This window comes from Stenotrophomonas sp. SBJS02 (assembly GCF_020428325.2).
Lineage (GTDB): Bacteria > Pseudomonadota > Gammaproteobacteria > Xanthomonadales > Xanthomonadaceae > Stenotrophomonas > Stenotrophomonas africana.
On record NZ_CP109812.1, the window covers coordinates 1724134 to 1746953 of the forward strand.

A 22820-nucleotide genomic window follows, 5' to 3' on the forward strand; every position below is an offset into this window, starting at 1 on the left:
GCCGATGCGCGACTGGCGCTGGATGCTGCTGGTGCTGGCCCTGCTGCTGGGCTGGCTGCAGTACCGCTTCTGGTTCGGTCCGGGCAATTCGGGCGAAGTGATGATGCTCGAAGCCCAGGTCGCCAACCAGGAGCGGGACAATGAGGGTCTGCAGCAGCGCAACGATGCGCTGGCTGCCGAAGTGAAGGACCTCAAGGAAGGCCAGTCCGCCATCGAGGAACGCGCACGCAGCGAGCTGGGCATGATCAAGCCCGGCGAGAAGTTCTACCGCGTGGTCGAGGATGCGCCGGTCCAACCGGTGCAGCCTGCCGCTGGCGTCAGTGCCCAGGCCGGCGAACACCCGGCAGACGTGCCATGAGCGCGGCGATCTGGGTGGTGGTTCCGGCCGCCGGCCGTGGTGCCCGCTTCGGTGCGCCGCTGCCCAAGCAGTACCTGCAGGCAGGTGGGCAGATCCTGCTCGCCCATACCCTGGATGCACTGCTGGCGCACCCGGCCGTGGCCGGTGCGATGGTGGTGATCGGCCAGGACGACGCCGACTGGCCAGGCTGGAACGAGTGGGCGGGCAAGCCGGTGCTGACCTGCATCGGTGGCGCGACCCGTGCCGCTTCGGTGCTGGCTGGTCTGCAGGCGCTGCCGGACTCGGTGCGCGCCGATGAGTTCGTGCTGGTCCACGATGCGGCGCGGCCGAACCTGTCGCTGGCCGATCTCGGCCGCCTGCTTGAAGTCGGTCGTACCGACCCGGTCGGGGCGATCCTGGCCGCACCGGTGCGTGACACACTCAAGCGCGCTGGCGATGACGGTGGCATCGATGGCACCGAGCCGCGCGAGCGCCTGTGGCGTGCACTGACCCCACAGCTGTTCCGCCGCCACCAGCTCAGCCGCGCGCTGTCCGACGCCGCGGCCGCCGGTGTTGAAGTCACCGACGAGGCCATGGCCATGGAGCGCCAGGGCCAGCGCCCGCTGCTGGTGGAAGGCAGCGAGGACAACTTCAAGGTCACCACCCCGGCCGATCTGGACCGGTTCGAATTCGTACTTTCCCGCCGCGCCGACTGACCGTCCGCGCGGCCCTGCTGCAAGGGTTGCATCCATGAGAACCGCACCGTTCCCGCCCGTCCGCATCGGCCAGGGCTACGACGTCCATGCCTTCGGTGAAGGCGATCACATCATGCTCGGCGGCGTGAACGTGCCGCACAGCTGCGGCGTGCTCGCGCACAGCGATGGCGACGTGATCCTGCACGCCCTCTGCGATGCGATGCTCGGCGCGCTGGCGCTGGGTGACATCGGCCAGCACTTCCCGCCGAGTGACGACCGCTGGAAGGGCGCCGACAGCAGCGATTTCGTGCGCCACTGCGACAGCCTGCTGCGCGAGCGCGGCTGGCGCGTCGGCAACACCGACATCACCGTGATCTGCGAGCGTCCGAAGGTCGGCCCGCATGCGCTGGCGATGCGGGAGCGCATCGGTGGGTTGCTGCAGCTGCCGCTGGATGCGGTCAGCGTCAAGGCCACCACCTCGGAGAAGCTGGGCTTCACCGGCCGTGGCGAAGGCATCGCTGCACAGGCCGTTGTGCTGCTGGTGGCGGCATGATTCCGCTGCCGTTGGCGTTTGGTGCGCCGTTGTTGACGGCGCGCATCCGCACCACGCCGGACGATTTCCAGGTTGACGAGCTGCCGGCCTTCGAGGCCACCGGTGAAGGCGAGCACCTGCTGCTGCACATCCGCAAGCGCGGCGCCAACACCGTGCATGTGGCCAAGGTGCTGGCCAAGTGGGCGGACCTGCCGGAAATGGCAGTGAGCTACGCCGGCATGAAAGACCGCCACGCGGTCACTACCCAGCGTTTCAGCGTGCACCTGCCCAAGCGCGTCGCGCCGGACCTGGCCGAGCTGGCCGGTGACGAGATCGAAGTGCTCGAAGCCACCTGGCACAACCGCAAGCTGCAGCGTGGCGCACTGGCCGGCAACCGCTTCAAGCTGGTGCTGCGCGAAGTGCAGGGCGATGCCGCAGCAATCAGCGAACGCCTGCAGCAGATTGCCGAGCGCGGCTTGCCGAACTGGTTCGGCGAGCAGCGCTTTGGCCGCGACGGCGGCAATGTGCCGGCGGCACTGGCGATGTTCGGTGGCCGCCGCATGCGCAAGGACCAGCGTTCGCTGCTGCTGTCAGCTGCTCGTTCGGCGCTGTTCAATCGGGTGCTGGCCGCGCGTGTGGAGCAGGGCAACTGGGACCAGCCGCTTGAAGGTGAAGTGTGGATGCTCGATGGCAGCCGCAGCGTGTTCGGACCCGAGCCGTACACCGATGTCCTGGCCGAGCGCCTGGCGCGTTTCGACATCCATCCCAGCGCGCCGCTGTGGGGCGAAGGCGAGCTGCGCAGCACCGATGCGGCACGCGAGCTGGAGCTGGCCGCGCTGGACGACGAAGAGTCGAAGGCACTGCGGGCCGGCCTGGAAGACGCGCGGCTGAAGCAGGAGCGCCGCGCGCTGCGCCTGCGCCCGGCGCTGCTGCAGCACCAATGGTTGGCCGATGACGTGCTGGAGCTGTCGTTCGCGCTGCCACCGGGTTGCTACGCCACCGCCGTGCTGCACGAGCTCGGCCCGGTCGAAGACGCCTCGCAGGCCTGAGCAGGGCGCGCGGTAGCGTCGACTGTCAGTCGAATTGCGCGCGCAGCGCGGGGTATTCGCTTGCCGCTGGAAGAGCAGTCGACTGACAGTCGACTCTACCTGGATGCACGGCGTCCCCTTTTTTCAACGCCGTGCAAGCAGCACCAGCATCGCACCGGTGCCGCCTTGCCCGGTTGGCGCCGAGTGGAACGCCAGCACATCATTGCGCAGCCGCAGCAGGCGGTCGACCAGGTTCTTCAGTACCGGCGCACCGCCATCGGACTGCAATCCCTTGCCGTGGATGATGCGCACGCAGCCATAGTCGTGTGCATGCGCTTCCAGCAGGAACTGGCGCAGCAGTGTCTCCGCCTGCGACGCGGTGGCGCCGTGCAGGTCCAGTTCGTCCTGCACCGAGTACTGGCCACGCTTCAGCCGCTGGAACATGCGAGGTGGGAGGTTGTCGCGGCGATAGCTGGCCACGTCGCCGGCTTCCAGTGGCGTGCTGTCGCGCAGCAGCCGTGCGAACTCGCCGGCGGCTTCGGCCTCGTCACGTTCGGCCATGCGCGCGCGCGGCTTCGGCCGGGGCGCAGCCGGTGCCGGCTCGGCATCCTTGCGCAGCGGCGTCACTTCGCCGATGGCCGCACGGAACAATGCGGCCGGGTCTTCGTCTTCAGGGTGCGACATGCGCACAGGGTAAACCGCCGGCGCAGGTCTGCCTATGACGGTTCGATGTCGGCCGTGACCGCCGGCAGGGTAGGACCGGCGGCTCGCATGCGGCACAATAGACGATGCCCTTGCAGGGTCGACGGCTTCCGCAGGGAAGTACGACGGTCCCGCCCACACTGCACGGTGATGGAATCGAATTCTTGGAAAATCAAGCGGTTAAATCGAAGATGCGAATCCTGGTCAGTAACGACGATGGCGTCGACGCCGCAGGCATCCGGATGCTTGCTTCGGTGTTGCGTGAGGCCGGTCACGAAGTCACGGTGGTCGCGCCCGACCGCGATCGTTCCGGCGCCAGCAATTCGCTGACCCTCGACCTGCCGATCCGCCTCAAGCGCATCGACCATTACACCGTCTCGGTGGCCGGCACCCCGACCGACTGCGTGCACCTGGCGCTGACCGGGCTGCTCGAGTTCGAACCCGATATTGTCGTGTCCGGCATCAACAATGCCGCCAACCTCGGCGATGACGTGATCTATTCCGGCACCGTCTCGGCGGCGATGGAAGGTCGCTTCCTCGGCCTGCCGGCGGTGGCGGTCTCGCTGGTTACCCGCAACCATGATCCGAAGCACTTCGAGACCGCCGCGCGCGCCGCGGTGGAGATCGTCGCCCGGCTCAAGGCCGATCCGTTGCCGGCTGACACCATCCTCAACGTCAACGTGCCTGACCTGCCGTGGAGCGAAGTCAAGGGCTTCGAGGTCACCCGCCTGGGCAACCGCCATCGCGCCGAAGGCTGCATCGCGCAGAAGGATCCGCGCGGCAACGAGGTGTACTGGATCGGCCCGGCCGGTCGTGAGCAGGACTCCGGCCCCGGCACCGATTTCCATGCGGTGCGCACCGGCCACATCTCGATCACCCCGATCCAGGTCGACCTGACCCGTTACCAGGCACTGGAGAAGGTGGCCAGCTGGGTCGGCGGCCTCAGTGCCGCGCTGGACCAGCCAGCATGAGCCCACGCCTGCGCCTGCAACCGGAAGCCGTCGGTATCGGCATGACCTCGCAGCGCGTGCGTGACCGCCTGGTCGACCGCCTTCGCGAAGCCGGGATTGTCGACGAGCCGACCTTGAACGCGATCCGGGTGGTGCCGCGCCATCTGTTCATCGACGAGGCACTGGCCTCGCGTGCGTATGAAGACACCGCGCTGCCGATCGGCCACGGCCAGACCATCTCGCAACCCTGGGTGGTCGCGCGGATGACCGAGGCGGTGCTCCAGGTCGCGCCGAAGCGGGTGCTGGAAGTCGGCACCGGATCCGGTTACCAGGCCGCCATCCTCGGTGCGCTGGGCCTGGAGGTCTACACCGTGGAGCGCATCGGTGACCTGCTGCGCCAGGCGCGCAAGCGCTTCCGTGCGCTGGGCATGAACATCCGCACCAAGCATGACGACGGCCGCGTCGGCTGGGCCGAGCACGGACCGTTCGATGCCATCGTGGTCACTGCGGCGGCGCCGGCACTGGTCGACGCCCTGATCGAGCAGCTCGCCGAGGGCGGCCGCCTGGTGGCGCCGGTCGGTGGCCCAGGGGCGCAGTCGCTGGTACAGCTGGACCGCAAGGCCGACGGCAGCATCGAACAACACGTGTTGGCGCCGGTCACGTTCGTGCCGCTGCTGTCTGGCATGCTCGACTAATCCACGGAGCAGGGTTGCATGAAGATTTTCGGGCCGCTGTACGAGCGGGCGATGAAGTGGGCGGCGCACGAACGCGCGCCGACCTACCTGACGGTGTTGAGCTTCTTCGAGGCGATCATCTTCCCGGTGATGCCGGAGGTGATGCTGGCACCGATGTGCGTGGCCCAGCCCAAGCGCGGCTGGTGGTTCGCCACCCTCAGCCTGGCCGGCTCGATGGTCGGCGCGCTGATTGGCTATGCACTGGGTCATTACGCCTTCGAAGCGATCAAGCCGTTGTTCGAAGCACTGGGCATGCTGCCGGCCATCGAGCAGGGCATCACCACCGTGCAGGCGAAGATGGCCGAGTCGCCGTGGGCGGTGTTCACCTTCCTGGTGCTGGGCGGATTCATGCCCATCCCGATGAAGGTCTTCACGTGGGCATCGGGTATCGTCGGCGTACCGATGCCGCAGTACCTGCTGAGCATGCTGATCGGTCGCGGCAAGCGCGTATTCGTGCTGGCTGCGGTCATCCGTATCGGTGGTGCGCGTGCTGAAGCGGCACTGCGTCGCTGGATTGAACCGCTGGGCTGGATCGCCACCGCGTTGGTGGTGGTGCTGATCGCCTGGCTTGTATGGAGGTCGAAGTTCGCATGAGTCCTGATCGTCTGAGCAAAGGAGTGCGCATCGGCGCGCTGGCGTTGCTGGTTTCCACCCTGGCCGCCTGCGGTACCGCGACTGTGGTTCGTCCTGGTGGTGGCAGCACCGCGGGTGGTGTGACCACGCCGAAGACCTCGGTGCCCAAGCCCGGGCAGACCGTGGTGGTGCGCAAGGGCGACACCATCTATGCGCTGGCCCGCATCCATGACATCACCCCGGCCGACCTGATTGCCTGGAACAGCCTGGACAACCCCTCGACCATCCATCCGGGGCAGGTGATCCGGCTGTATCCGGCCGGTGCCGGCGCCGGCCGCGCGCCGACCACGGTGGTGACCCCGCCGCGTTCCGGTGCCAGCAGTGGCGGCAGCACCACACCGGCCCCGGCGCCGGTGGGACCGGTGAAGAGCAACATCGCCTGGCGGTGGCCGGCTGACGGCGCCATCGTTGGTCGCTACGTGGCCGGTGACGCGACCAAGCAGGGCGTGGACATCGCCGGCACCAGCGGCCAGGCGGTCAAGGCCACCGCCAATGGCGTGGTGGTGTATTCCGGTGCCGGTCTGGTCGGCTACGGAGAGCTGATCATCATCAAGCACAGCGACCAGTGGTTGTCGGCCTATGGCCACAACCGCAAGCGCCTGGTGAATGAAGGGCAGAGCGTGAAGGCTGGCGAGCAGATCGCCGAAATGGGCCGTACCGGTGCGAACCGCGACATGGTGCACTTCGAGATCCGCTACAACGGCAAGCCGGTCGACCCGCAGCAGTACCTGCCGGCACGCTGATCGTCGATTCGTAATCCGGGCGGATCCCCGGCCCGGCGCAGCGCGCCGGGCGTTCGCCGACGGTGCGGCCCATGGGCCGCAAACACCGCCGGCTCACCCGCTACAACGGCAAGCCGGTCGACCCGCAGCAGTACCTGCCGGCGCGCTGATCGCGTGTGATCGAGTAGGTAGCGCCGGGCCAGGCCCGGCGTGCTTCACCTGTACAGCCGAGCCCATGCTCGGCTGCTCTTCGCCGATAAACGACGACGCCCGAGCATGAGCTCGGGCGCTACAGGCGGTGTGTGATCCAGAGGAGCGCCGGACCATGCCCGGCGGCGGCGCCTCAACCTTCCAGAATGAAGGCGGCGGCAACCTTGCGGCCTTCGCCCGCCAGGATGTTGAAGGTGCGCGCGGCGGCCGGATTGTTCATCACTTCCAGGCCGATGCCGCGTGACAGGCAGGCGGCCATCACCGCCGCCGGCGGGAACACCTGACGGTCACCCGTGCCGAGCACGATCAGCGCCGGGTTCAGCGCCAGGATCGGCTCCAGGTCAGCCAGCTGCAGCGCAGTGGCGCTCACCACCGGCCATTGCGTGACCAGCTGGTCCGGGGTCAGGAAGAAGCTGCTGCCCAGCGCCTGGTCATTCACCTTGGCCGAGCGGCCATCGGCGGCACGCAGGCTGTAGGCGTAATCTGGCGGTTCGTGGTTCAGCTGCATGGCGGTAGGGCGATCAGCCGCGCGGCAGCACGATCTGGCGCTGTTCCTTGCTCGGGCGGTACAGCACGGCGACATGGCCGATGCGCTGCACCAGCGCGCTTTCGGTGGCTTCGACGATCTCGCCGATCATCACGTCACGGGCGTCGCGGTCTTCGGCAGCGACCTTCACCTTGACCAGCTCGTGGCGCTCCAGCACTTCGTTCAGCTCAGCGATGAAGGCCGGGGTCACGCCCTTGCCGCCGGTCTGCAGCAGGGCCTTCAGGTCGTGGGCTTGGCCGCGCAGGAAACGGGTCTGGGAGGCGGTCAGGGCGATGGACATGCAGGAAAACACGGTTGAATGGGGCGATCAGGGTATCATGAGGACCCCATCAGCCCCTATTTTCAATGGCTACCCGCAGCAAAAGCAGCCAGCGCTGGCTCAAGGAACACTTCTCCGACCCCTTCGTGAAGAAGGCCCAGGCCGAAGGCATGCGCTCGCGCGCCGCCTACAAGCTCGAAGAGCTGCTGGAACGTGACCGGTTGCTGAAGCCGCACATGGTGGTCGTGGACCTCGGCGCCGCCCCGGGCGGCTGGTCTCAGCAGGTTCGGAGACAGATCGGCGACACCGGCCGCGTGCTGGCCCTGGACATCCTGGACATGCCGCCGCTGGCCGGCGTGGAGTTCCTTCATGGTGACTTCAGGGAAGAAGCCGTCCTATCACAGTTTGAAGCCATGCTCGGGGATCAGCCGGTAGACCTTGTGCTGTCGGACATGGCCCCCAATAAGAGTGGTGTAGGCGCGGTCGACCAGCCGCGGATGATGCACCTGGCGGAGCTGGCCCTGGATTTTGCCGACAACCACCTGAAGACCGGTGGGGCGTTCCTGATCAAGCTGTTCCAGGGCGAAGGCTTTGACGACTACGTGCGTGACATGCGCCGCCGGTACGACAAGGTCTCCATCCGCAAGCCGGAAGCGTCGCGCAAGCGCTCTCCCGAGGTGTATGCCTTGGGTCAGGGAAAACGCGCCCACATGAAGTAAGCTCGCAACGTACGCAAGTTCGACCCCAACGCAACGCCAGCACTGAGAGGAACACCGGAGCCAATGAGGATGAACGACTTGACCAAGAACCTCCTGCTATGGGTGGTCGTCGCCGTCGTGCTGATGGTGGTCTTCCAGAGCTTCTCGCCGAAGTCCTCCGGGGCCGGCGCGCAGGGCGCGTCGTACTCGCAGTTCCTGGACCAGGTGGACAGCGGCAACGTGCAGAAGGTCGCCTTTGGCGGCGACATGCGCGGCGGCACCAGCCAGCTGACCTACACCACCCGCGGTGGGCAGTCGTCCACCATCACCGCGCCGTTCGATCGTGACCTGATCAACGTGCTGCGTACGAAGAACGTGGAGATCGTGCAGGAGGAGCCGTCCAGCGGCATTTCCCTCGGCGCGATCCTGATGAATTTCCTGCCGGTCATCCTGATCATCGGTTTCTGGTTGTTCATCATGCGCCAGATGCAGGGCGGTGGCGGCGGTGCCAAGGGCGCGATGTCCTTCGGCAAGTCGCGCGCCAAGCTGCAGGGCGAAGACCAGATCAAGGTCACCTTCGCCGACGTCGCCGGCTGCGACGAGGCCAAGGAAGAAGTGGGCGAACTGGTCGACTTCCTGCGCGACCCGTCCAAGTTCACCAAGCTGGGCGGCAAGATCCCGCGCGGCGTGCTGATGGTGGGCCCGCCGGGTACCGGCAAGACGCTGCTGGCCAAGGCCATCGCCGGCGAGGCCAAGGTGCCGTTCTTCTCGATCTCCGGTTCGGACTTCGTGGAAATGTTCGTCGGCGTCGGCGCCAGCCGCGTACGCGACATGTTCGAGCAGGCCAAGAAGCACGCGCCGTGCATCATCTTCATCGACGAAATCGACGCCGTCGGTCGCCACCGTGGTGCCGGCCTGGGCGGCGGTCACGACGAGCGCGAGCAGACCCTGAACCAGCTGCTGGTCGAGATGGACGGTTTTGAAGGCGGCGAAGGCGTGATCGTGATCGCCGCGACCAACCGTCCTGACGTGCTGGACCCGGCACTGCTGCGCCCGGGCCGCTTCGACCGCCAGGTCGTGGTCGGCCTGCCGGACGTGAAGGGCCGCGAGCACATCCTGAAGGTCCACATGCGCAAGCTGCCGCTGGCCGACGACGTCGAGCCGATGGTGATCGCGCGTGGTACTCCGGGCTTCTCCGGTGCCGACCTGGCCAACCTCTGCAACGAGGCCGCCCTGTTCGCTGCGCGTGGCAACGAGAAGGAAGTCCGCATGGATCACTTCGACCGTGCCCGCGACAAGATCCTGATGGGTGCCGAGCGCCGCTCGATGGCCATGAGCGAAGAAGAGAAGACCCTCACCGCCTACCACGAAGCCGGTCACGCCATCGTCGGCCGTCTGGTGCCCGAGCATGACCCGGTCTACAAGGTCACCATCATTCCGCGCGGTCGTGCGCTGGGTGTGACCATGTACCTGCCGGAAGGCGACAAGTACTCGATGAACCGCGTGGCGATCAAGTCGCAGCTGTGCTCGCTGTACGGTGGCCGCGTGGCCGAGGAGCTGATCTTCGGTGCCGACAAGGTCACCACCGGTGCCTCCAACGACATCGAACGCGCTACCAAGATGGCCCGCAACATGGTCACCAAGTGGGGCCTGTCCGACCAGCTCGGCCCGATCGCGTATGGCGAAGAGGACGACGAGGTGTTCCTGGGCCGTTCGGTCACCCAGCACAAGAGCGTGTCCAACGACACTGCGCGCCGCATCGACGAGGAAGTGCGCAACATCCTCGACGAGGCATACGCACGCACCACCGAGCTGATGACCGCCAACCTGGACAAGCTGCACGCGATGTCCCAGCTGCTGCTGCAGTACGAAACCATCGACGCGCCGCAGATCGACGCCATCATGGAAGGCCGCGATCCGCCGCCGCCGGCCGGCTGGAACAAGTCGAACAAGGATGGTGGCAACGACAAGGGCGGCGACGCCCGTCCGCTGCCGCCGATCGCGGGCCCGGCCGAATCGCACTGACGGCCCGCTGCACGTGACACCAGACGAGGCCGGGGCGACCCGGCTTCGTCGTTTCCGGGCCACTGGCCCATCCCGAAGAACCGAACTGACGCTGGAGCCCGCATGTCCGCCCCGAAGCCCGAACCGATTTCCCACACTGCCGAAATGGTCATCGCCACCGTGGTCGGCGTGGGTGTGGGCCTGGGGGCCGACAACCTGCTGCTGGGCTGCGTGGTGGGTATCGGTGTCGGCATCGTGCTGAGCATTGCCAAGACCCTGTACGTGGACCGCAAGCGCCGCCGTTGAGTGGTGTCGGCAGGGCTGCGCCCTGCACCTGCTACGAGCCAGAGCAACAGCAACAGCGGTATTCCATGATTTGGCGGGGCGGTGTCGGAGTGCGGGGACGCTGCAAGTACGTCCCTGTAAGCTTGGCAGCCGCTTGCTCGTGTGCGCTGTCCTGCGCACACGGCAAGACCGGGGTTGGGCATCCAGCCCAACCCGCCCGAGGCATGCCTCGGGCCCATGCGGCTGACACCCCGCCCTCCGACACCGTCCCACCTTTGACAGTTTCCTGGTGCTGTTGGTAGGTGTCGACCTTGGTCGACACGTAGATCCACGCCATGCATGGATGAATCTCCATCTAAATCGAACATCTCGATATCCGGGAGATCTGAGCCGAGCATGGCTCGGCTCTACAGAAAACAAGGCCCTACAGATCGCGGAAATCTGTCGAAGGCGGGGTGGGTCCGGTTGCGGGGGCGTGAGCCGCATGGATGCGGCGACCGAGCTTACACGGACGTACTTGCAGCGGCCCCCGCAACCGGACCCACCCCGCCATCCCACAGGAAACCCGCTGTTGCTGTTGCTGTTGCTCTAGCCTTTGCGGGTGCAGGGCGCCGCCCTGCCGAACTAAACTACCCGCCGTTGTCCCAACAGGATTACCGATGTTCGATACCTCGCCCCAGCTCGATTGCGCCGGTCGCATCCTGCGCCTCGACCGTGCCCGGGTCATGGGCATCGTCAACGTCACTCCGGACTCGTTCTCCGATGGTGGCGCGCACGACACCACCGAGGCCGCGGTCGCTCATGGCCTCAAGCTGGTCGAGGAAGGCGCCGATCTGCTGGATATCGGCGGCGAATCGACCCGCCCGGGCGCTGCGCCGGTATCGGTGGAGGAGGAGCTGCGCCGGGTGATTCCGGTGATCGAGCAGCTGGCGGCCCGTACCCAGGTGCCGATCAGCATCGACACCTTCAAGCCGGAAGTGATGCGCGCGGCCGTGGCGGCTGGCGCCGGCATGATCAATGACATCTACGGCCTGCGTCAGGAAGGGGCACTGGACGCCGCCGCTGCAACCGGCATGCCGGTGGTGCTGATGCACATGCAGGGCGAGCCAGGCCACATGCAGGCCGATCCACATTACGACGACGTGGTCGCCGAGGTGCACGGCTTCCTGGTCCAGCGCCTGTTCGCTGCCGAGATGGCGGGCATTGCGAAGAAGAACCTGCTGATCGATCTCGGTTTCGGTTTCGGCAAAACCACTGCCCACAACATGACCCTGCTGGCACGCTCCGAGCGCTTCCTGGAGCTGGGCGTGCCGATGCTGGCTGGCCTGTCGCGCAAGCGCAGCCTGGGCGAACTGACCGGTCGCGACACACCGTCCGAGCGCGTGGCCGCGTCGGTGGCCGCGCACCTGATCGCGGTGCAGCGCGGCGCACGCATCGTGCGCGTGCATGACGTAGCCGCCACCGTCGATTCGCTGAAGATCTGGCAGGCGGTCGAGGCCGTGCCGACGCCGCGTGCCGATGCCACGCCGACGATCCGCTGGCCGGACGAAGACTGATGGGCATCGACCGGCGGCCACTGGCGATCGCCGTGATGGGGCCGACCGCCAGTGGCAAGACCGCCACCGCGATCGCTCTGGCACAGCAGCTGGATGGCGAAATCGTCAGCGTCGATTCGGCGCTGGTATACCGCCACCTGGATATCGGCTCGGCCAAACCGGATGCGGCCGAGCGTGCGCAGGCGCCGCACCATCTGCTGGACCTGCGCGATCCGTGGCAGACCTACTCGGCAGCCGAATTCGCCGCCGATGCCGGCCGGGTCGTTGCTGACATCGTGGCGCGCGGCAAGATGCCGATCCTGGCCGGCGGCACGGGTCTTTATTTCCGGGCGCTGCTGCAGGGTCTGTCGCCGATGCCGGAGGCCGATCCGGCGACGCGCGAAGCGCTCAGCGCCGAGGCGGCCGAACGCGGCTGGGCAGCGCTGCACGCTGAGCTGGCCAAGGTCGACCCGGCCGCCGCCGCACGCATCCATGCCACCGACCCCCAGCGCATCCAGCGGGCGCTGGAGGTCTATCGCCTGACCGGTACCCCCATCACTGAATGGCAGCGTCGGCCAGGCGTGGCGCCGTTGCCGGTACGCACGCTCAAGCTGATCCTGGCGCCGCGTGACCGCGCGGTGCTTCACCAGCGTATCGAGGCGCGCTTCGACGCCATGCTGGCACAGGGCTTTCTGGATGAGGTGCGGGCATTGCGCGCGATGCCGGAAATGGCCGCCGTGGAGGCGCCGCTGGACCTGCCGGCAGTGCGCGCGGTCGGCTATCGCCAGGCCTGGGAGTATCTGGGCGGGGAGGGCGATGCCGCCCGCTTCCGGGACAAGGCGATCTTCGCCACCCGGCAGCTGGCCAAGCGCCAGCTGACCTGGCTGCGCGGCGAACTTGATGCGCGCTGGTTCGACCCCCATATCGACCACGAGCGCCTTGCCGGCGCGGTGTCGACCTTCGTCGCACGCTGAACCCCCGCCAGCCGTGTAACATCATCGTTCGGCGGGCGGCTCGGGGGCCGTGGCAACCGTCGGCAACCCAATAAGAACAATAATCAGGAGTGTGCAATGTCCAAGGGGCAATCGCTGCAGGATCCTTTCTTGAACGCACTGCGGCGCGAGCGCGTGCCGGTTTCGGTGTACCTGGTCAACGGCATCAAGCTGCAGGGCACGATCGAGTCGTTCGACCAGTTCGTCGTCCTGCTGCGCAATACGGTCAGTCAGATGGTCTACAAGCACGCCATTTCCACGGTCGTTCCGGCACGCAACGTGAAGGTCGGTCCGGGCGGTGGTTACGTGCAGTCGGGTGAAGGTGGTCAGGCAGGTGATGAAGCAGACGAGTAATACCGGAGCGGTGAATGTTTGACCGCTCGAAAAAGGGCGAACACGCCCTGTTGATCCAGCCCCATTTCGGCAAGCTGGAAGACGATGTGCTGGAAGAATTCGGTGATCTGGCCCGCTCGGCTGGGGCCAGCATCGCCGCGACGATCACCGCACGCCTGGACCGTCCGAATCCGTCGACCCTGATCGGCAGCGGCAAGCTGGACGAGATCAAGGCTGCGGCCGACGCCAGCGGTGCCGACCTGATCCTGGTCAACCATGCGTTGAGCCCGGGCCAGGAACGCAACCTGGAACGCTTCCTCGAGCGCCGGGTGATCGACCGTACCGGCCTGATCCTGGACATCTTCGCCCAGCGTGCGCACAGCCACGAGGGCAAGCTGCAGGTCGAGCTGGCGCAGCTGCGCCACCTGGCCACGCGGCTGGTGCGCGGCTGGACCCATCTGGAGCGCCAGCGCGGTGGTTCCATCGGCCTGCGTGGCCCGGGTGAAACCCAGCTGGAAACCGACCGCCGCCTGCTGCAGAAGCGGGTCGAGCAGCTGCAGAAGCGCCTGGAAAAGGTGGAGGTGCAGCGCACCCAGATGCGGCGCGCGCGCGTGCGCAGCGAACTGCCGCGCGTGGCCCTGGTGGGCTACACCAACGCCGGCAAGTCGACCCTGTTCAATGCCATGACCGGGGCCGAGGCGTATGCCGCCGACCAGCTGTTCGCAACGCTGGACCCGACCGTGCGACGCATTGCGGTGCCCGGGGGCAACGTGGTGCTGGCCGATACCGTCGGCTTCGTCCGCGATCTGCCGCATGATCTGGTCGCCGCGTTCCGCTCGACCCTGTCCGAGGCGCGCGAGGCTGACTTCCTGCTGCACGTGGTCGACGCTGCTGATCCGCACCGCGAGGAGCGCATCGCCCAGGTGGACGAGGTACTGACCGCGGTCGGTGCCGGTGACCTGCCGCAGCTGCTGGTGTTCAACAAGATCGACCGCATCGACGGTGCCGACGTCCGCCACGATGGCCAGGACGGTATCCCGGATGAGTCGCGTCGCGAGCGGGTGTGGATTTCCGCGCGTGACGGGCAGGGCCTGGAGCTGCTGCAGGCGGTGCTGGGCAAGCGCCTGGGCCTGCAGCATGTCACCGGCGAACTGCGCCTGCCGCCGGATGCCGGCCGCCTGCGTGCGCGCCTGCACCAGCTGGAAGTGATCCGCAGCGAGCAGGCCGATGAAGACGGCTGGCTGCTGCAGGTCGATCTGCCGATCGCCGAAGCCGAAAAGCTGGCCGCCAGTGCCGACGGTGCGCCGATCCGGGCGCTGCTGCCGGAGAGGCTGCCGGAGTGGTGAGCTAGCGGCCGATACCGGGTAGTGCCGGCCGCTGGCCGGCAACGCAGCCGCGCCGGAGGGGCGCGACATCCGCCTGTCATCTGCGGTACAACGTGCAGGTTCTTCACCCCACCGTCATGCCGATGTCCATTCCCACCGACGCTGAACTCAATGCCCAGTCCGCCGCGCTCGGGCAGCGCCTGCAGCAGGCCTCGCTGCAGCTGGTGACCGCTGAAAGCTGCAGTGGTGGCTGGATCGCCAAGTGCATGACCGATATCGCCGGTTCCTCGGCGTTCTTCGACTGCGGCATGGTGGTGTACAGCTACGAGGCCAAGCAGCGCCTGCTGGGTGTGCGCGCGCAGACCCTGGAGCAGTTCGGTGCGGTCAGCCGCGAAACCGTGCTGGAGATGGTGTCCGGCGCACTGGTCAATTCCGGTGCCGGCATCGCCGTGGCGGTGACCGGCATCGCCGGTCCTGGCGGTGGCAGCCCGGACAAGCCGGTCGGCAGTGTCTGGATCGGCTGGAAGCGGCGCGGCGGCTACGCCCGCGCCGAGCTGTTCCAGTTCGATGGCGACCGCGAAGCCATCCGCCGGCAAACCGTGGCAGCGGCATTGCGCGGTATCGACGCCCAGCTGTGACATGCTGCTCCGGTAATCGTCCGGAGCACGCATGATGTGGGAAACGCTGGGCACGGTCCGTGACCTGGGCCGACTGCAGGAAATTGCCGTCGTCCTGATCCGCTACGGCTTCGGTGACGTGGTGCGGCGCATCGGCCTGGCCAGCACGCTGGAGCGGGCAGGGCGCCTGCTGCACTGGAACGAGGAGCGGCAGGAACTGCTGCGGATGACCGCGCCGGTGCGTGTGCGCAGCGCGATGCAGGATCTTGGCCCGACCTTCGTCAAGCTTGGGCAGGTGCTGGCAACGCGTGTCGACCTGTTGCCGCCGGAATGGATCGCCGAGCTTTCTGAACTTCAGAACGCGGTGCCGGCGCTGCCGTATGCGGATATCCGCGAGCAGCTTGAGGCCGACCTTGGCGCATCGCCTGCAGAGGTGTTCGCGTTCCTCGATGAGACCCCGATGGCTGCCGCCTCGCTGGCGCAGGCCCATCGCGCGCGCCTGCATGATGGTCGCGAGGTGGTGCTGAAGGTGCGGCGCCCCGGCATCCGCGATGTGGTCGAGGCCGACCTGCGTCTGCTGGCCCGCCTGGCCGAGATCGTTGAAGCGCGACTGCCGGACCTGCGTCGTTACCGCCCGGCCGAAGTCGTGCAGCAGTTCACCGTGTCGCTGCGCCGCGAGCTGGATTTCGCTGCCGAATGCCGCAATGCCGAGCGCATCGCGCGCAACTTCAGCGGCCGTGACGACATACTGATTCCGAAGGTGCACTGGCAGTGGACCTGCGAAAGCCTGAACGTGCAGGACTTCGTCGACGGCATTCCCGGGCGTGACCTGGCTGGCGTCGACGCGGCAGGACTGGACCGGCGCGAACTGGCGCGGCGCGGTGCGGACATCGTGCTGAAGATGGTGCTGGAGGACGGCAGCTTCCACGCCGATCCGCACCCGGGCAACATCATCTATCTACGTGATGGCCGCATCGGCGTGATTGATTTCGGCATGGTCGGCGCCTTGTCGGAAGTCCGGCGTTTCCAGGTGGCGCAGCTGCTGCACGGGCTGGTCGAGCAGGACCCGCAGGGCGTGGCCGACGTGCTGCTGGACTGGGCCGGCGGAGTTGAGGTGGACGAGAACCGGCTGCAGCACGACATCAGCCAGTTCGTCGACCAGTACCGTGGCGTGCCGCTGAAGGACCTGCGCATCGGCCTGATGCTGGGCGACATCACCCAGCTGCTGCGCAGCTACAGCCTGACCCTGCCGGCTGACCTGGCGCTGATGATCAAGGCGTTCCTGACCCTGGAAGGCATGGGCCGGCAGCTGGACCCGGATTTCGACATGGCCAGCGCCGCGCGCCCGTTCCTGGAGCGGGTGGTGCTGCAGCGCTATGCGCCCAAGGCGCTGCTCAAGCGCGGCCGCCGCAGCCTGCTGGGCCTGGTCGACTTCGCCGGTGAGCTTCCCCGCGACCTGCGCAAGCTGGTGCAGGCGGCGCGCCGGGGACGCCTGCAGTTGAAGGTGGAAACCACGGCGCTGCAGGGCTTTGGCGAACAGGTGAACCGCGCAGCGAACCGGTTGGTGATGGGCATCGTCACTGCTGCGCTGATCATCGGTTCCTCGATCGTGATGCACAGCGTCGGCGGCGTCTCCAGCCGCTGGCTGCTGGCGCTGGGCGTCTGCGGCTTCATCGGCGCCGGCTTCTGCGGCGTGTGGATCCTGTTCTCGATATGGAGAAGCGGTAAGCACACGTGAGTGTGTTTACCGCGGAATCGCGCAGCGATTCCTGTAGAGCCGAGCCATGCTCGGCTGCTCTTGCCCAGGTCAGCCCAGACATTCGCCACATTGCCGAGCACGGCTCGGTACTACAGATGTCGCCGTGTCGTCTCCGGCACTTGCAGTCCTGTGAGTTAGTAGTAATACTACTAACCATGGACCTGACCGACACCCAGCAGGCGATCCTGCAGTTGATCGCCGAGCGTATCGAGAGCGAAGGCGCACCGCCGTCGCAGACTGAAATCGCACGTGCGTTCGGCTTCAAGGGCGTGCGCGCGGCCCAGTACCACCTGGAGGCCCTGGAGCAGGCCGGTGCGATCCGTCGCATCCCGGGCCAGGCCCGCGGCATCCGGCTGGTGCAGGCGCCGCCGGTCGAGAAACTGGCCGAGCCAGGCCTGCCCGACAGCGTGCTGCGCCTGCCGGTGCTCGGCCGGGTTGCGGCGGGCCTGCCGATCGGCGCCGATATCGGCTCGGACGATTTCGTGGTGCTGGACCGGGTGTTCTTCTCGCCGGCGCCGGACTACCTGCTGAAGGTGCAGGGCGATTCGATGATCGATGAGGGCATCTTCGACGGTGACCTGATCGGCGTCCATCGCACCCGCGACGCCCATTCCGGCCAGATCGTGGTGGCGCGCATCGATGACGAGATCACCGTCAAGCTGCTGAAGATCGCCAAGGATCGTATCCGCCTGCTGCCGCGTAATCCCGACTACAAGCCGATCGAAGTGCTGCCGGATCAGGATTTCGCGATCGAAGGCCTCTATTGCGGCCTGCTGCGACCCAATCGTTGACCCGTTCCATAGCGCATTACCCCGCGGTCTTTTGTGGCGATTCTCTGGTTCCACTGAGGTTGGTACGGATGTCCGATAATTCTTTTCAGAGCGCCGGGCAGAATCTCAGCCTGTGCGATACATCCGACTTAAAGTGAGCCCATGGCAAAGAAGACCCCCAAAGACAGCACTTCCAACGACACGACCTCTGCAAGGACCAATCCGATGGACGAGAACAAGAAGCGCGCCCTCGCTGCAGCTCTGGGCCAGATCGAAAAGCAGTTCGGCAAGGGCTCGGTGATGCGCATGGGCGACCGCGTGGTTGAGCCCGTCGAGGCTATCCCGACCGGTTCGCTGATGCTCGACATCGCACTGGGCATTGGCGGTCTGCCGAAGGGCCGTGTCGTTGAAATCTACGGGCCGGAATCCTCGGGCAAGACCACGCTGACCCTGCAGGCCATCGCCGAATGCCAGAAGATGGGCGGCACTGCGGCCTTCATCGATGCCGAGCACGCGCTGGACCCGATCTACGCCGCCAAGCTGGGCGTGAACGTGGACGACCTGCTGCTGTCGCAGCCGGATACCGGTGAGCAGGCGCTGGAAATCGCCGACATGCTGGTCCGTTCGGGTTCGGTCGACATCCTGGTGATCGACTCGGTGGCCGCGCTGACCCCGAAGGCTGAAATCGAAGGCGAGATGGGCGATCAGCTGCCGGGCCTGCAGGCCCGCCTGATGAGCCAGGCGCTGCGCAAGCTGACCGGTAACATCAAGCGTTCCAATACCCTGGTGGTCTTCATCAACCAGCTGCGCATGAAGATCGGTGTGATGATGCCGGGCCAGAGCCCGGAAACCACCACCGGTGGCAACGCGCTGAAGTTCTACGCCTCGGTCCGCCTGGACATCCGCCGAATCGGCGCGATCAAGAAGGGCGACGAGATCATCGGCAACCAGACCAAGATCAAGGTCGTCAAGAACAAGCTGGCGCCTCCGTTCAAGCAGGTCATCACCGAGATCCTGTACGGCGAAGGCATCAGCCGCGAGGGCGAGCTGATCGACATGGGTGTGGATGCCAAGCTGGTCGAGAAGGCCGGCGCCTGGTACAGCTACGGTGAGGAGCGCATCGGCCAGGGCAAGGACAACGCCCGCGGCTACCTGCGCGACAACCCGACGGTTGCCGCGAAGCTCGAAGCCGAACTGCGCGAGAAGTTCCAGCCGACCGAAGCCACCCGTGAGGAAGGCGACGACGAAGGCGACGACGAATAAGGCTTGCTGTGGGGCAGGGTGGCGCCGTCAGTGACGTCGCCCTGTCCCGCAGGTTCGAATCGCCCAGGGATGGGCAGGGCGCCACGGACGGCGCCACCCTTGGAGCACCGATGTCCGACGCCGACGACATTCCCACCGGCCGCAAACGCCGGTCGCGCGAGCAGACGCCCGTGCAACGAGCGCTGGGCCTGCTGGTCCGCCGCGAGCACTCGCGCAAGGAACTCACCCGCAAGCTGACCGCTCGTGGCATCGAAGACGAGGCTGCGCAGGCGGCTGTCGCCAAGCTGACCGAGGCCGGCTGGCAGGACGACACCCGTTTTGCCGAAAATCTGGTGCGGATGCGCGCCAACACCGGCTATGGGCCGATCCATGTCCGCGCCGAGCTGGGGACCCACGGCCTGGACAGCGCCGCGATTGCCGCGGCGATGGACAGCTACGAAGGCGACTGGCAGGAAAACGCCCGTGATCTGGTCCGCCGACGCTTTGGCGAGGCCGGCCCGCAGGACCTGACACAGCGGCGCAAGGCCGCCGATCTGCTGGCCCGACGGGGCTTCGACGGCGACAGCATCCGCCGCGCGACCCGCTACGACCCGGATGACTGAGACTGGCGGCGCCGGGCCTGATACCCTTTAGGTTTTCGGCGGTCCCTCGTGACCCTGGCCAACGCGGCCGGTGGTCCGGGCCCGCCGGCCCGCAGACTGCCAGCCCCCAATGAACGCATCCGCCAAATTCACGACTTCCCAGATCCGCAGCGACTTCCTTGAGTTCTTCAAGGGTAAAGGCCACACCATCGTGCCGTCGGCGCCGCTGGTGCCGGGCAATGATCCGACCCTGCTGTTCACCAACTCCGGCATGGTGCAGTTCAAGGACGTGTTCCTTGGCGCGGAAAAGCGCAGCTACGTGCGCGCGGCCGACGTCCAGCGCTGCCTGCGCGCGGGCGGCAAGCACAACGACCTCGACCAGGTCGGCTACACCGCGCGCCACCACACTTTCTTCGAAATGCTGGGCAACTGGTCGTTCGGCGACTACTTCAAGAAGGACGCGATCGCCTGGGCCTGGGAACTGCTGACCCAGGTCTGGAAGCTGCCGGCCGAGCGCCTGCTGGTCACCGTCTACCAGACCGACGACGAAGCCTACGCGCTGTGGCGCGACATGGTCGGCGTTCCGGAAGAGCGCATCGTACGCATCGGCGACAACAAGGGCGCACCGTTCGCCTCGGACAACTTCTGGCAGATGGCTGACACCGGCCCCTGTGGCCCGTGCACCGAGATCTTCTACGACCACGGCGACCATATCGCCGGTGGCCCCCCGGGTTCTCCGGATGAAGACGGTGACCGCTTCATCGAGATCTGGAACCTGGTGTTCATGCAGTTCGACCGCCAGCCCGACGGCACCCTGGTGCCGCTGCCGGCCCCGTGCGTGGATACCGGCATGGGCCTGGAGCGCCTGGCGGCGATCCTGCAGCACGTGCACACCAATTACGAGATCGACCTGTTCCAGGCCCTGATCCGCAAGGCCTCCGAGCTGACCGGCACCGCCGACCTGGAAAACAAGTCGCTGCGTGTGATCGCCGATCACATCCGTGCCTGTTCGTTCCTGATCGTCGATGGCGTGCTGCCTTCCAACGAAGGCCGTGGCTATGTGCTGCGCCGTATCATCCGCCGCGCCCTGCGCCATGGCTGGATGCTGGGTGTGCGCCAGCCGTTCTTCAGCAAGCTGGTGCCCACCCTGGTCGAGCAGATGGGCGAGGCCTATCCGGAACTGCCGGCAGCGGTTGACACCGTCACCCGTGCGTTGCAGGCCGAGGAGGAGCGTTTCGCTGAAACCCTCGACGCCGGCATGAAGATCTTCGAAGACGTCGCGGGCAAGGCCAGCAATGGCGTGATCCCGGGCGTTGACGCCTTCCGCCTGTACGACACCTATGGCTTCCCGCTCGACCTGACCCAGGACATCGCCCGCGAGCGCGACCTGACCGTCGACATCGCCGGCTTCGATGCTGCGATGGAACAGCAGCGCGAAACCGCACGTGCGGCCGGCAAGTTCGGTGGCGGCGTGACCCTGCCGGCCGAGCTGGTGGCGACCCTGAGCCCGACCCGGTTCCTCGGCTACGACCGCCTGCAGGCCGACGGCCTGACCGTACTGGCCGTGCTGAAGGACGGTCGTCCGGTGCAGTCGGCCGATGCCGGTGACGCAGTCATCGTGATCACCGACCAGACCCCGTTCTACGCCGAATCCGGTGGCCAGGTCGGCGACACCGGCGTGCTGACCGGCAACGGAGTGCGCCTGGCGGTGGACGATACCCAGAAGTTCGCCGGCCAGTTCCATGGCCACGTCGGCACCCTGTCCGACGGCGGCCTGAAGGTCGGCGACGTGCTGTCCGGCCAGGTCGATGGCGAGCGCCGCGGCGCCACCATCCTCAACCACTCGGCCACCCATCTGCTGCATGCCGCCCTGCGCGAAGTGCTGGGCACCCACGTGCAGCAGAAGGGCTCGCTGGTCGCTCCGGACCGCCTGCGTTTCGACTTCTCGCACTTCCAGCCGATCAGCGCGGAAGAGCTGGCTGTGATCGAGCGTAAGGTCAATCAGCAGGTGCGCGCCAACAACGCCGCCGAAGTGCACAACATGGGCATGCAGGAAGCGCTGGACTTCGGCGCGATGGCCCTGTTCGGCGAAAAGTACGGCGAGCATGTGCGCGTGCTGAAGATGGGTGACTACTCCACCGAGCTGTGTGGCGGTACCCACGTCAACCGTACCGGCGACATCGGCCTGTTCAAGATCACCTCCGAGGGCGGCGTCTCCGCCGGCGTGCGCCGCATCGAGGCTGTTACCGGCCAGGGTGCGCTGGATTACGTGGACGCCGAAGAGGCCCGCCTGGTAGAGGCCGCTGAACTGCTCGGCGGCAGCGCCGCCGACGTGGTCGAGAAGATCCGTGCCCTCGGCCAGCGCCAGAAGCAGCTGGAACGCGAACTGGAAGCCGTGAAGGCCAAGGTTGCCGCGGGTGCCACGGCCGACCTGTCCGGCCAGGCCGTCGAGGTTGCTGGCGTGAAAGTACTGGCTGCCCGCCTGGAGGGCTTCGACGCCAAGGCCTTGCGTGACGCCATGGACCGCCTCAAGCAGCAGCTGGGCGACGCTGTGATCGTGCTGGCCGGCGCCCAGGACGGCAAGGCCGCCCTGGTCGCGGGTGTGAACGGCAGCGCAATGGGCAAGGTGAAGGCTGGGGAACTGTTGTCCCATATCGCCAGTCAGATCGGGGGCAAGGGCGGCGGACGCCCGGACCTCGCCCAGGGTGGTGGCGAGGACGGGCCCGCCCTTGCCACTGCGCTGGCTGCAGTCGTCGAATGGGTCAGCCCCCGCCTGTGATGAACCTGGCCGTCCCCCTCCTTGTAGGAGCGGGACGGCTGACGGTACCATTGCGAATCTTTTCCCTTTGTCGTGGTAGCGCTTCTTGACGGAGCGTCAAGCCGGTGGGGGATACCCTTCCACACGGTTCCATGGAGACTTACAAAAATGTTGATCCTGACTCGCCGCGTCGGCGAAACCCTGATGATCGGTGACTCGGTGAGCGTCACCGTGCTTGGCGTCAAGGGTAACCAGGTGCGTATCGGCATCACCGCGCCGAAGGACGTCGCTGTGCATCGCGAAGAGATCTATCAGCGCATCCAGCGTGGTGATGAAGCCGGTGGCACCGGTAGCGAAAATTCTGCCGAATAACGCTTTACCTTCGCACTCGATTAACGTTATGATTCACGCCCCGCTGAGGTGCAACGCACCAGACGCGGAGAAAACCCCGGAGTGATGCCCGAGTGGCCGAAGGGGCTCCCCTGCTAAGGGAGTATAGGGTCAAAAGCTCTATCGAGGGTTCGAATCCCTCTCACTCCGCCAGATACAAA

25 protein-coding genes and 1 tRNA gene are annotated in these 22820 nt (G+C 66.6%); 23 read left to right on the top strand and 3 right to left on the bottom strand.

All coding sequences use genetic code 11. The annotated features are described in order from the left end of the window. The first annotated feature begins 4 nt into the window (after positions 1-4). The 4 genes from ftsB to truD are packed head-to-tail and all read left to right on the top strand — an operon-like array spanning position 5 to position 2613. The gene (gene ftsB, locus FQS62_RS08240) at positions 5-358 is read left to right on the top strand and encodes a cell division protein FtsB (RefSeq protein WP_049447762.1); all 354 of its coding nucleotides are present in this window, start codon (positions 5-7) and stop codon (positions 356-358) included. Next, positions 355-1053 carry a 2-C-methyl-D-erythritol 4-phosphate cytidylyltransferase gene (gene ispD / locus FQS62_RS08245; protein ID WP_049447761.1) on the top strand — a complete coding sequence of 233 codons (699 nt, stop codon included), beginning with the start codon at positions 355-357 and terminating at the stop codon, positions 1051-1053. Before ftsB ends, ispD begins: the two co-directional genes overlap by 4 nt. 34 nt (positions 1054-1087) lie before the next feature. Then, complete coding sequence (gene ispF, locus FQS62_RS08250; RefSeq protein WP_208043322.1) at positions 1088-1585, top strand: 2-C-methyl-D-erythritol 2,4-cyclodiphosphate synthase; 498 nt, start codon at positions 1088-1090, stop codon at positions 1583-1585. Then, entirely contained in the window at positions 1582-2613 is a 1032-nt protein-coding gene (truD, locus tag FQS62_RS08255) for a tRNA pseudouridine(13) synthase TruD (protein ID WP_208043323.1), read from the top strand. Before ispF ends, truD begins: the two co-directional genes overlap by 4 nt. Positions 2614-2736: 123 nt before the next feature. Here truD and FQS62_RS08260 read toward each other — a convergent pair whose 3' ends face one another. After that, positions 2737-3276, bottom strand: a complete 540-nt coding sequence (locus FQS62_RS08260) for a Smr/MutS family protein (protein WP_049447759.1) — start codon at positions 3274-3276, stop codon at positions 2737-2739. Between the two features lie 209 nt (positions 3277-3485). Between FQS62_RS08260 and surE the strand changes: the two genes are divergently transcribed. From surE to FQS62_RS08280, 4 genes are read left to right on the top strand one after another with little or no spacing between them, the layout of a single operon-like run. Next, positions 3486-4265, top strand: coding sequence for a 5'/3'-nucleotidase SurE (surE, locus tag FQS62_RS08265; RefSeq protein ID WP_010485979.1), 780 nt, complete (start codon positions 3486-3488; stop codon positions 4263-4265). Next, positions 4262-4939, top strand: a complete 678-nt coding sequence (locus tag FQS62_RS08270) for a protein-L-isoaspartate(D-aspartate) O-methyltransferase (protein ID WP_010485977.1) — start codon at positions 4262-4264, stop codon at positions 4937-4939. Before surE ends, FQS62_RS08270 begins: the two co-directional genes overlap by 4 nt. 18 nt (positions 4940-4957) lie before the next feature. Further along, a complete protein-coding gene (locus tag FQS62_RS08275) occupies positions 4958-5572 on the top strand; it encodes a YqaA family protein (protein WP_005409010.1) in 615 nt (204 codons plus the stop codon). Further along, the gene (locus tag FQS62_RS08280; RefSeq protein ID WP_088480345.1) at positions 5569-6354 is read left to right on the top strand and encodes a peptidoglycan DD-metalloendopeptidase family protein; all 786 of its coding nucleotides are present in this window, start codon (positions 5569-5571) and stop codon (positions 6352-6354) included. The genes FQS62_RS08275 and FQS62_RS08280 overlap by 4 nt, the downstream gene beginning before the upstream one ends. A gap of 322 nt (positions 6355-6676) precedes the next feature. Here the strand turns inward: FQS62_RS08280 and FQS62_RS08285 are convergent, their stop codons facing one another. Further along, on the bottom strand, positions 6677-7051 hold the full coding sequence (locus FQS62_RS08285; RefSeq protein WP_208043831.1) for an Mth938-like domain-containing protein: 375 nt from the start codon (positions 7049-7051) through the stop codon (positions 6677-6679). A 13-nt stretch (positions 7052-7064) separates the two neighbouring features. Beyond that, positions 7065-7370, bottom strand: a complete 306-nt coding sequence (gene yhbY / locus FQS62_RS08290; RefSeq protein WP_004152868.1) for a ribosome assembly RNA-binding protein YhbY — start codon at positions 7368-7370, stop codon at positions 7065-7067. 65 nt (positions 7371-7435) lie between these two features. Between yhbY and rlmE the strand changes: the two genes are divergently transcribed. The 15 genes from rlmE to FQS62_RS08365 all read left to right on the top strand — a co-directional run bounded on the left by rlmE (position 7436) and on the right by FQS62_RS08365 (position 22812). Beyond that, positions 7436-8068, top strand: coding sequence for a 23S rRNA (uridine(2552)-2'-O)-methyltransferase RlmE (gene rlmE / locus FQS62_RS08295; protein WP_005409014.1), 633 nt, complete (start codon positions 7436-7438; stop codon positions 8066-8068). Between the two features lie 69 nt (positions 8069-8137). After that, positions 8138-10072, top strand: coding sequence for an ATP-dependent zinc metalloprotease FtsH (gene ftsH, locus FQS62_RS08300; RefSeq protein WP_010485966.1), 1935 nt, complete (start codon positions 8138-8140; stop codon positions 10070-10072). A 102-nt stretch (positions 10073-10174) separates the two neighbouring features. Then, a complete protein-coding gene (locus FQS62_RS08305; RefSeq protein ID WP_049447756.1) occupies positions 10175-10357 on the top strand; it encodes a hypothetical protein in 183 nt (60 codons plus the stop codon). Between the two features lie 638 nt (positions 10358-10995). Then, positions 10996-11892 carry a dihydropteroate synthase gene (folP, locus tag FQS62_RS08310; protein ID WP_208043830.1) on the top strand — a complete coding sequence of 299 codons (897 nt, stop codon included), beginning with the start codon at positions 10996-10998 and terminating at the stop codon, positions 11890-11892. Continuing rightward, positions 11892-12845 carry a tRNA (adenosine(37)-N6)-dimethylallyltransferase MiaA gene (miaA, locus tag FQS62_RS08315; protein ID WP_154348829.1) on the top strand — a complete coding sequence of 318 codons (954 nt, stop codon included), beginning with the start codon at positions 11892-11894 and terminating at the stop codon, positions 12843-12845. Before folP ends, miaA begins: the two co-directional genes overlap by 1 nt. Before the next feature lie 96 nt (positions 12846-12941). Continuing rightward, complete coding sequence (gene hfq, locus FQS62_RS08320) at positions 12942-13217, top strand: RNA chaperone Hfq (protein WP_004152891.1); 276 nt, start codon at positions 12942-12944, stop codon at positions 13215-13217. Positions 13218-13231: 14 nt separating this feature from the next. Beyond that, a complete protein-coding gene (gene hflX / locus FQS62_RS08325) occupies positions 13232-14542 on the top strand; it encodes a ribosome rescue GTPase HflX (protein ID WP_100442734.1) in 1311 nt (436 codons plus the stop codon). A 122-nt stretch (positions 14543-14664) separates the two neighbouring features. Then, complete coding sequence (locus FQS62_RS08330) at positions 14665-15159, top strand: CinA family protein (protein ID WP_010484249.1); 495 nt, start codon at positions 14665-14667, stop codon at positions 15157-15159. 34 nt (positions 15160-15193) lie between these two features. Next, the gene (gene ubiB / locus FQS62_RS08335; RefSeq protein WP_088480351.1) at positions 15194-16876 is read left to right on the top strand and encodes a 2-polyprenylphenol 6-hydroxylase; all 1683 of its coding nucleotides are present in this window, start codon (positions 15194-15196) and stop codon (positions 16874-16876) included. Positions 16877-17052: 176 nt separating this feature from the next. Continuing rightward, positions 17053-17688 (top strand): transcriptional repressor LexA, encoded by a 636-nt coding sequence (lexA, locus tag FQS62_RS08340; protein ID WP_005412936.1) that lies wholly within the window; start codon positions 17053-17055, stop codon positions 17686-17688. A 204-nt stretch (positions 17689-17892) separates the two neighbouring features. Continuing rightward, positions 17893-18930 carry a recombinase RecA gene (gene recA, locus FQS62_RS08345; RefSeq protein WP_049449560.1) on the top strand — a complete coding sequence of 346 codons (1038 nt, stop codon included), beginning with the start codon at positions 17893-17895 and terminating at the stop codon, positions 18928-18930. A 110-nt stretch (positions 18931-19040) separates the two neighbouring features. Next, on the top strand, positions 19041-19532 hold the full coding sequence (recX, locus tag FQS62_RS08350) for a recombination regulator RecX (protein ID WP_049449562.1): 492 nt from the start codon (positions 19041-19043) through the stop codon (positions 19530-19532). 109 nt (positions 19533-19641) lie between these two features. Then, positions 19642-22290, top strand: coding sequence for an alanine--tRNA ligase (alaS, locus tag FQS62_RS08355; RefSeq protein WP_088480338.1), 2649 nt, complete (start codon positions 19642-19644; stop codon positions 22288-22290). A gap of 147 nt (positions 22291-22437) precedes the next feature. Further along, the gene (gene csrA / locus FQS62_RS08360) at positions 22438-22641 is read left to right on the top strand and encodes a carbon storage regulator CsrA (protein ID WP_004152909.1); all 204 of its coding nucleotides are present in this window, start codon (positions 22438-22440) and stop codon (positions 22639-22641) included. Positions 22642-22719: 78 nt separating this feature from the next. Further along, positions 22720-22812: transfer RNA gene (locus tag FQS62_RS08365), tRNA-Ser, on the top strand. Positions 22813-22820: the final 8 nt, after the last annotated feature.

Coding starts and splice junctions, on each gene's coding strand:
- FQS62_RS08270 (WP_010485977.1), top strand. CDS start 4,262: ATGAGCCCACGCCTGCGCCTGCAACCGGAAGCCGTCGGTATCGGCATG.
- FQS62_RS08305 (WP_049447756.1), top strand. CDS start 10,175: ATGTCCGCCCCGAAGCCCGAACCGATTTCCCACACTGCCGAAATGGTC.
- FQS62_RS08330 (WP_010484249.1), top strand. CDS start 14,665: ATGTCCATTCCCACCGACGCTGAACTCAATGCCCAGTCCGCCGCGCTC.
- FQS62_RS08285 (WP_208043831.1), bottom strand. CDS start 7,051: ATGCAGCTGAACCACGAACCGCCAGATTACGCCTACAGCCTGCGTGCC.
- yhbY (WP_004152868.1), bottom strand. CDS start 7,370: ATGTCCATCGCCCTGACCGCCTCCCAGACCCGTTTCCTGCGCGGCCAA.
- miaA (WP_154348829.1), top strand. CDS start 11,892: ATGGGCATCGACCGGCGGCCACTGGCGATCGCCGTGATGGGGCCGACC.
- alaS (WP_088480338.1), top strand. CDS start 19,642: ATGAACGCATCCGCCAAATTCACGACTTCCCAGATCCGCAGCGACTTC.
- csrA (WP_004152909.1), top strand. CDS start 22,438: ATGTTGATCCTGACTCGCCGCGTCGGCGAAACCCTGATGATCGGTGAC.
- ftsH (WP_010485966.1), top strand. CDS start 8,138: ATGAACGACTTGACCAAGAACCTCCTGCTATGGGTGGTCGTCGCCGTC.
- rlmE (WP_005409014.1), top strand. CDS start 7,436: ATGGCTACCCGCAGCAAAAGCAGCCAGCGCTGGCTCAAGGAACACTTC.
- recX (WP_049449562.1), top strand. CDS start 19,041: ATGTCCGACGCCGACGACATTCCCACCGGCCGCAAACGCCGGTCGCGC.
- FQS62_RS08260 (WP_049447759.1), bottom strand. CDS start 3,276: ATGTCGCACCCTGAAGACGAAGACCCGGCCGCATTGTTCCGTGCGGCC.
- FQS62_RS08280 (WP_088480345.1), top strand. CDS start 5,569: ATGAGTCCTGATCGTCTGAGCAAAGGAGTGCGCATCGGCGCGCTGGCG.
- surE (WP_010485979.1), top strand. CDS start 3,486: ATGCGAATCCTGGTCAGTAACGACGATGGCGTCGACGCCGCAGGCATC.
- ftsB (WP_049447762.1), top strand. CDS start 5: ATGCGCGACTGGCGCTGGATGCTGCTGGTGCTGGCCCTGCTGCTGGGC.
- FQS62_RS08275 (WP_005409010.1), top strand. CDS start 4,958: ATGAAGATTTTCGGGCCGCTGTACGAGCGGGCGATGAAGTGGGCGGCG.
- truD (WP_208043323.1), top strand. CDS start 1,582: ATGATTCCGCTGCCGTTGGCGTTTGGTGCGCCGTTGTTGACGGCGCGC.
- folP (WP_208043830.1), top strand. CDS start 10,996: ATGTTCGATACCTCGCCCCAGCTCGATTGCGCCGGTCGCATCCTGCGC.
- recA (WP_049449560.1), top strand. CDS start 17,893: ATGGACGAGAACAAGAAGCGCGCCCTCGCTGCAGCTCTGGGCCAGATC.
- hflX (WP_100442734.1), top strand. CDS start 13,232: ATGTTTGACCGCTCGAAAAAGGGCGAACACGCCCTGTTGATCCAGCCC.
- hfq (WP_004152891.1), top strand. CDS start 12,942: ATGTCCAAGGGGCAATCGCTGCAGGATCCTTTCTTGAACGCACTGCGG.
- ispD (WP_049447761.1), top strand. CDS start 355: ATGAGCGCGGCGATCTGGGTGGTGGTTCCGGCCGCCGGCCGTGGTGCC.
- ispF (WP_208043322.1), top strand. CDS start 1,088: ATGAGAACCGCACCGTTCCCGCCCGTCCGCATCGGCCAGGGCTACGAC.
- ubiB (WP_088480351.1), top strand. CDS start 15,194: ATGTGGGAAACGCTGGGCACGGTCCGTGACCTGGGCCGACTGCAGGAA.
- lexA (WP_005412936.1), top strand. CDS start 17,053: ATGGACCTGACCGACACCCAGCAGGCGATCCTGCAGTTGATCGCCGAG.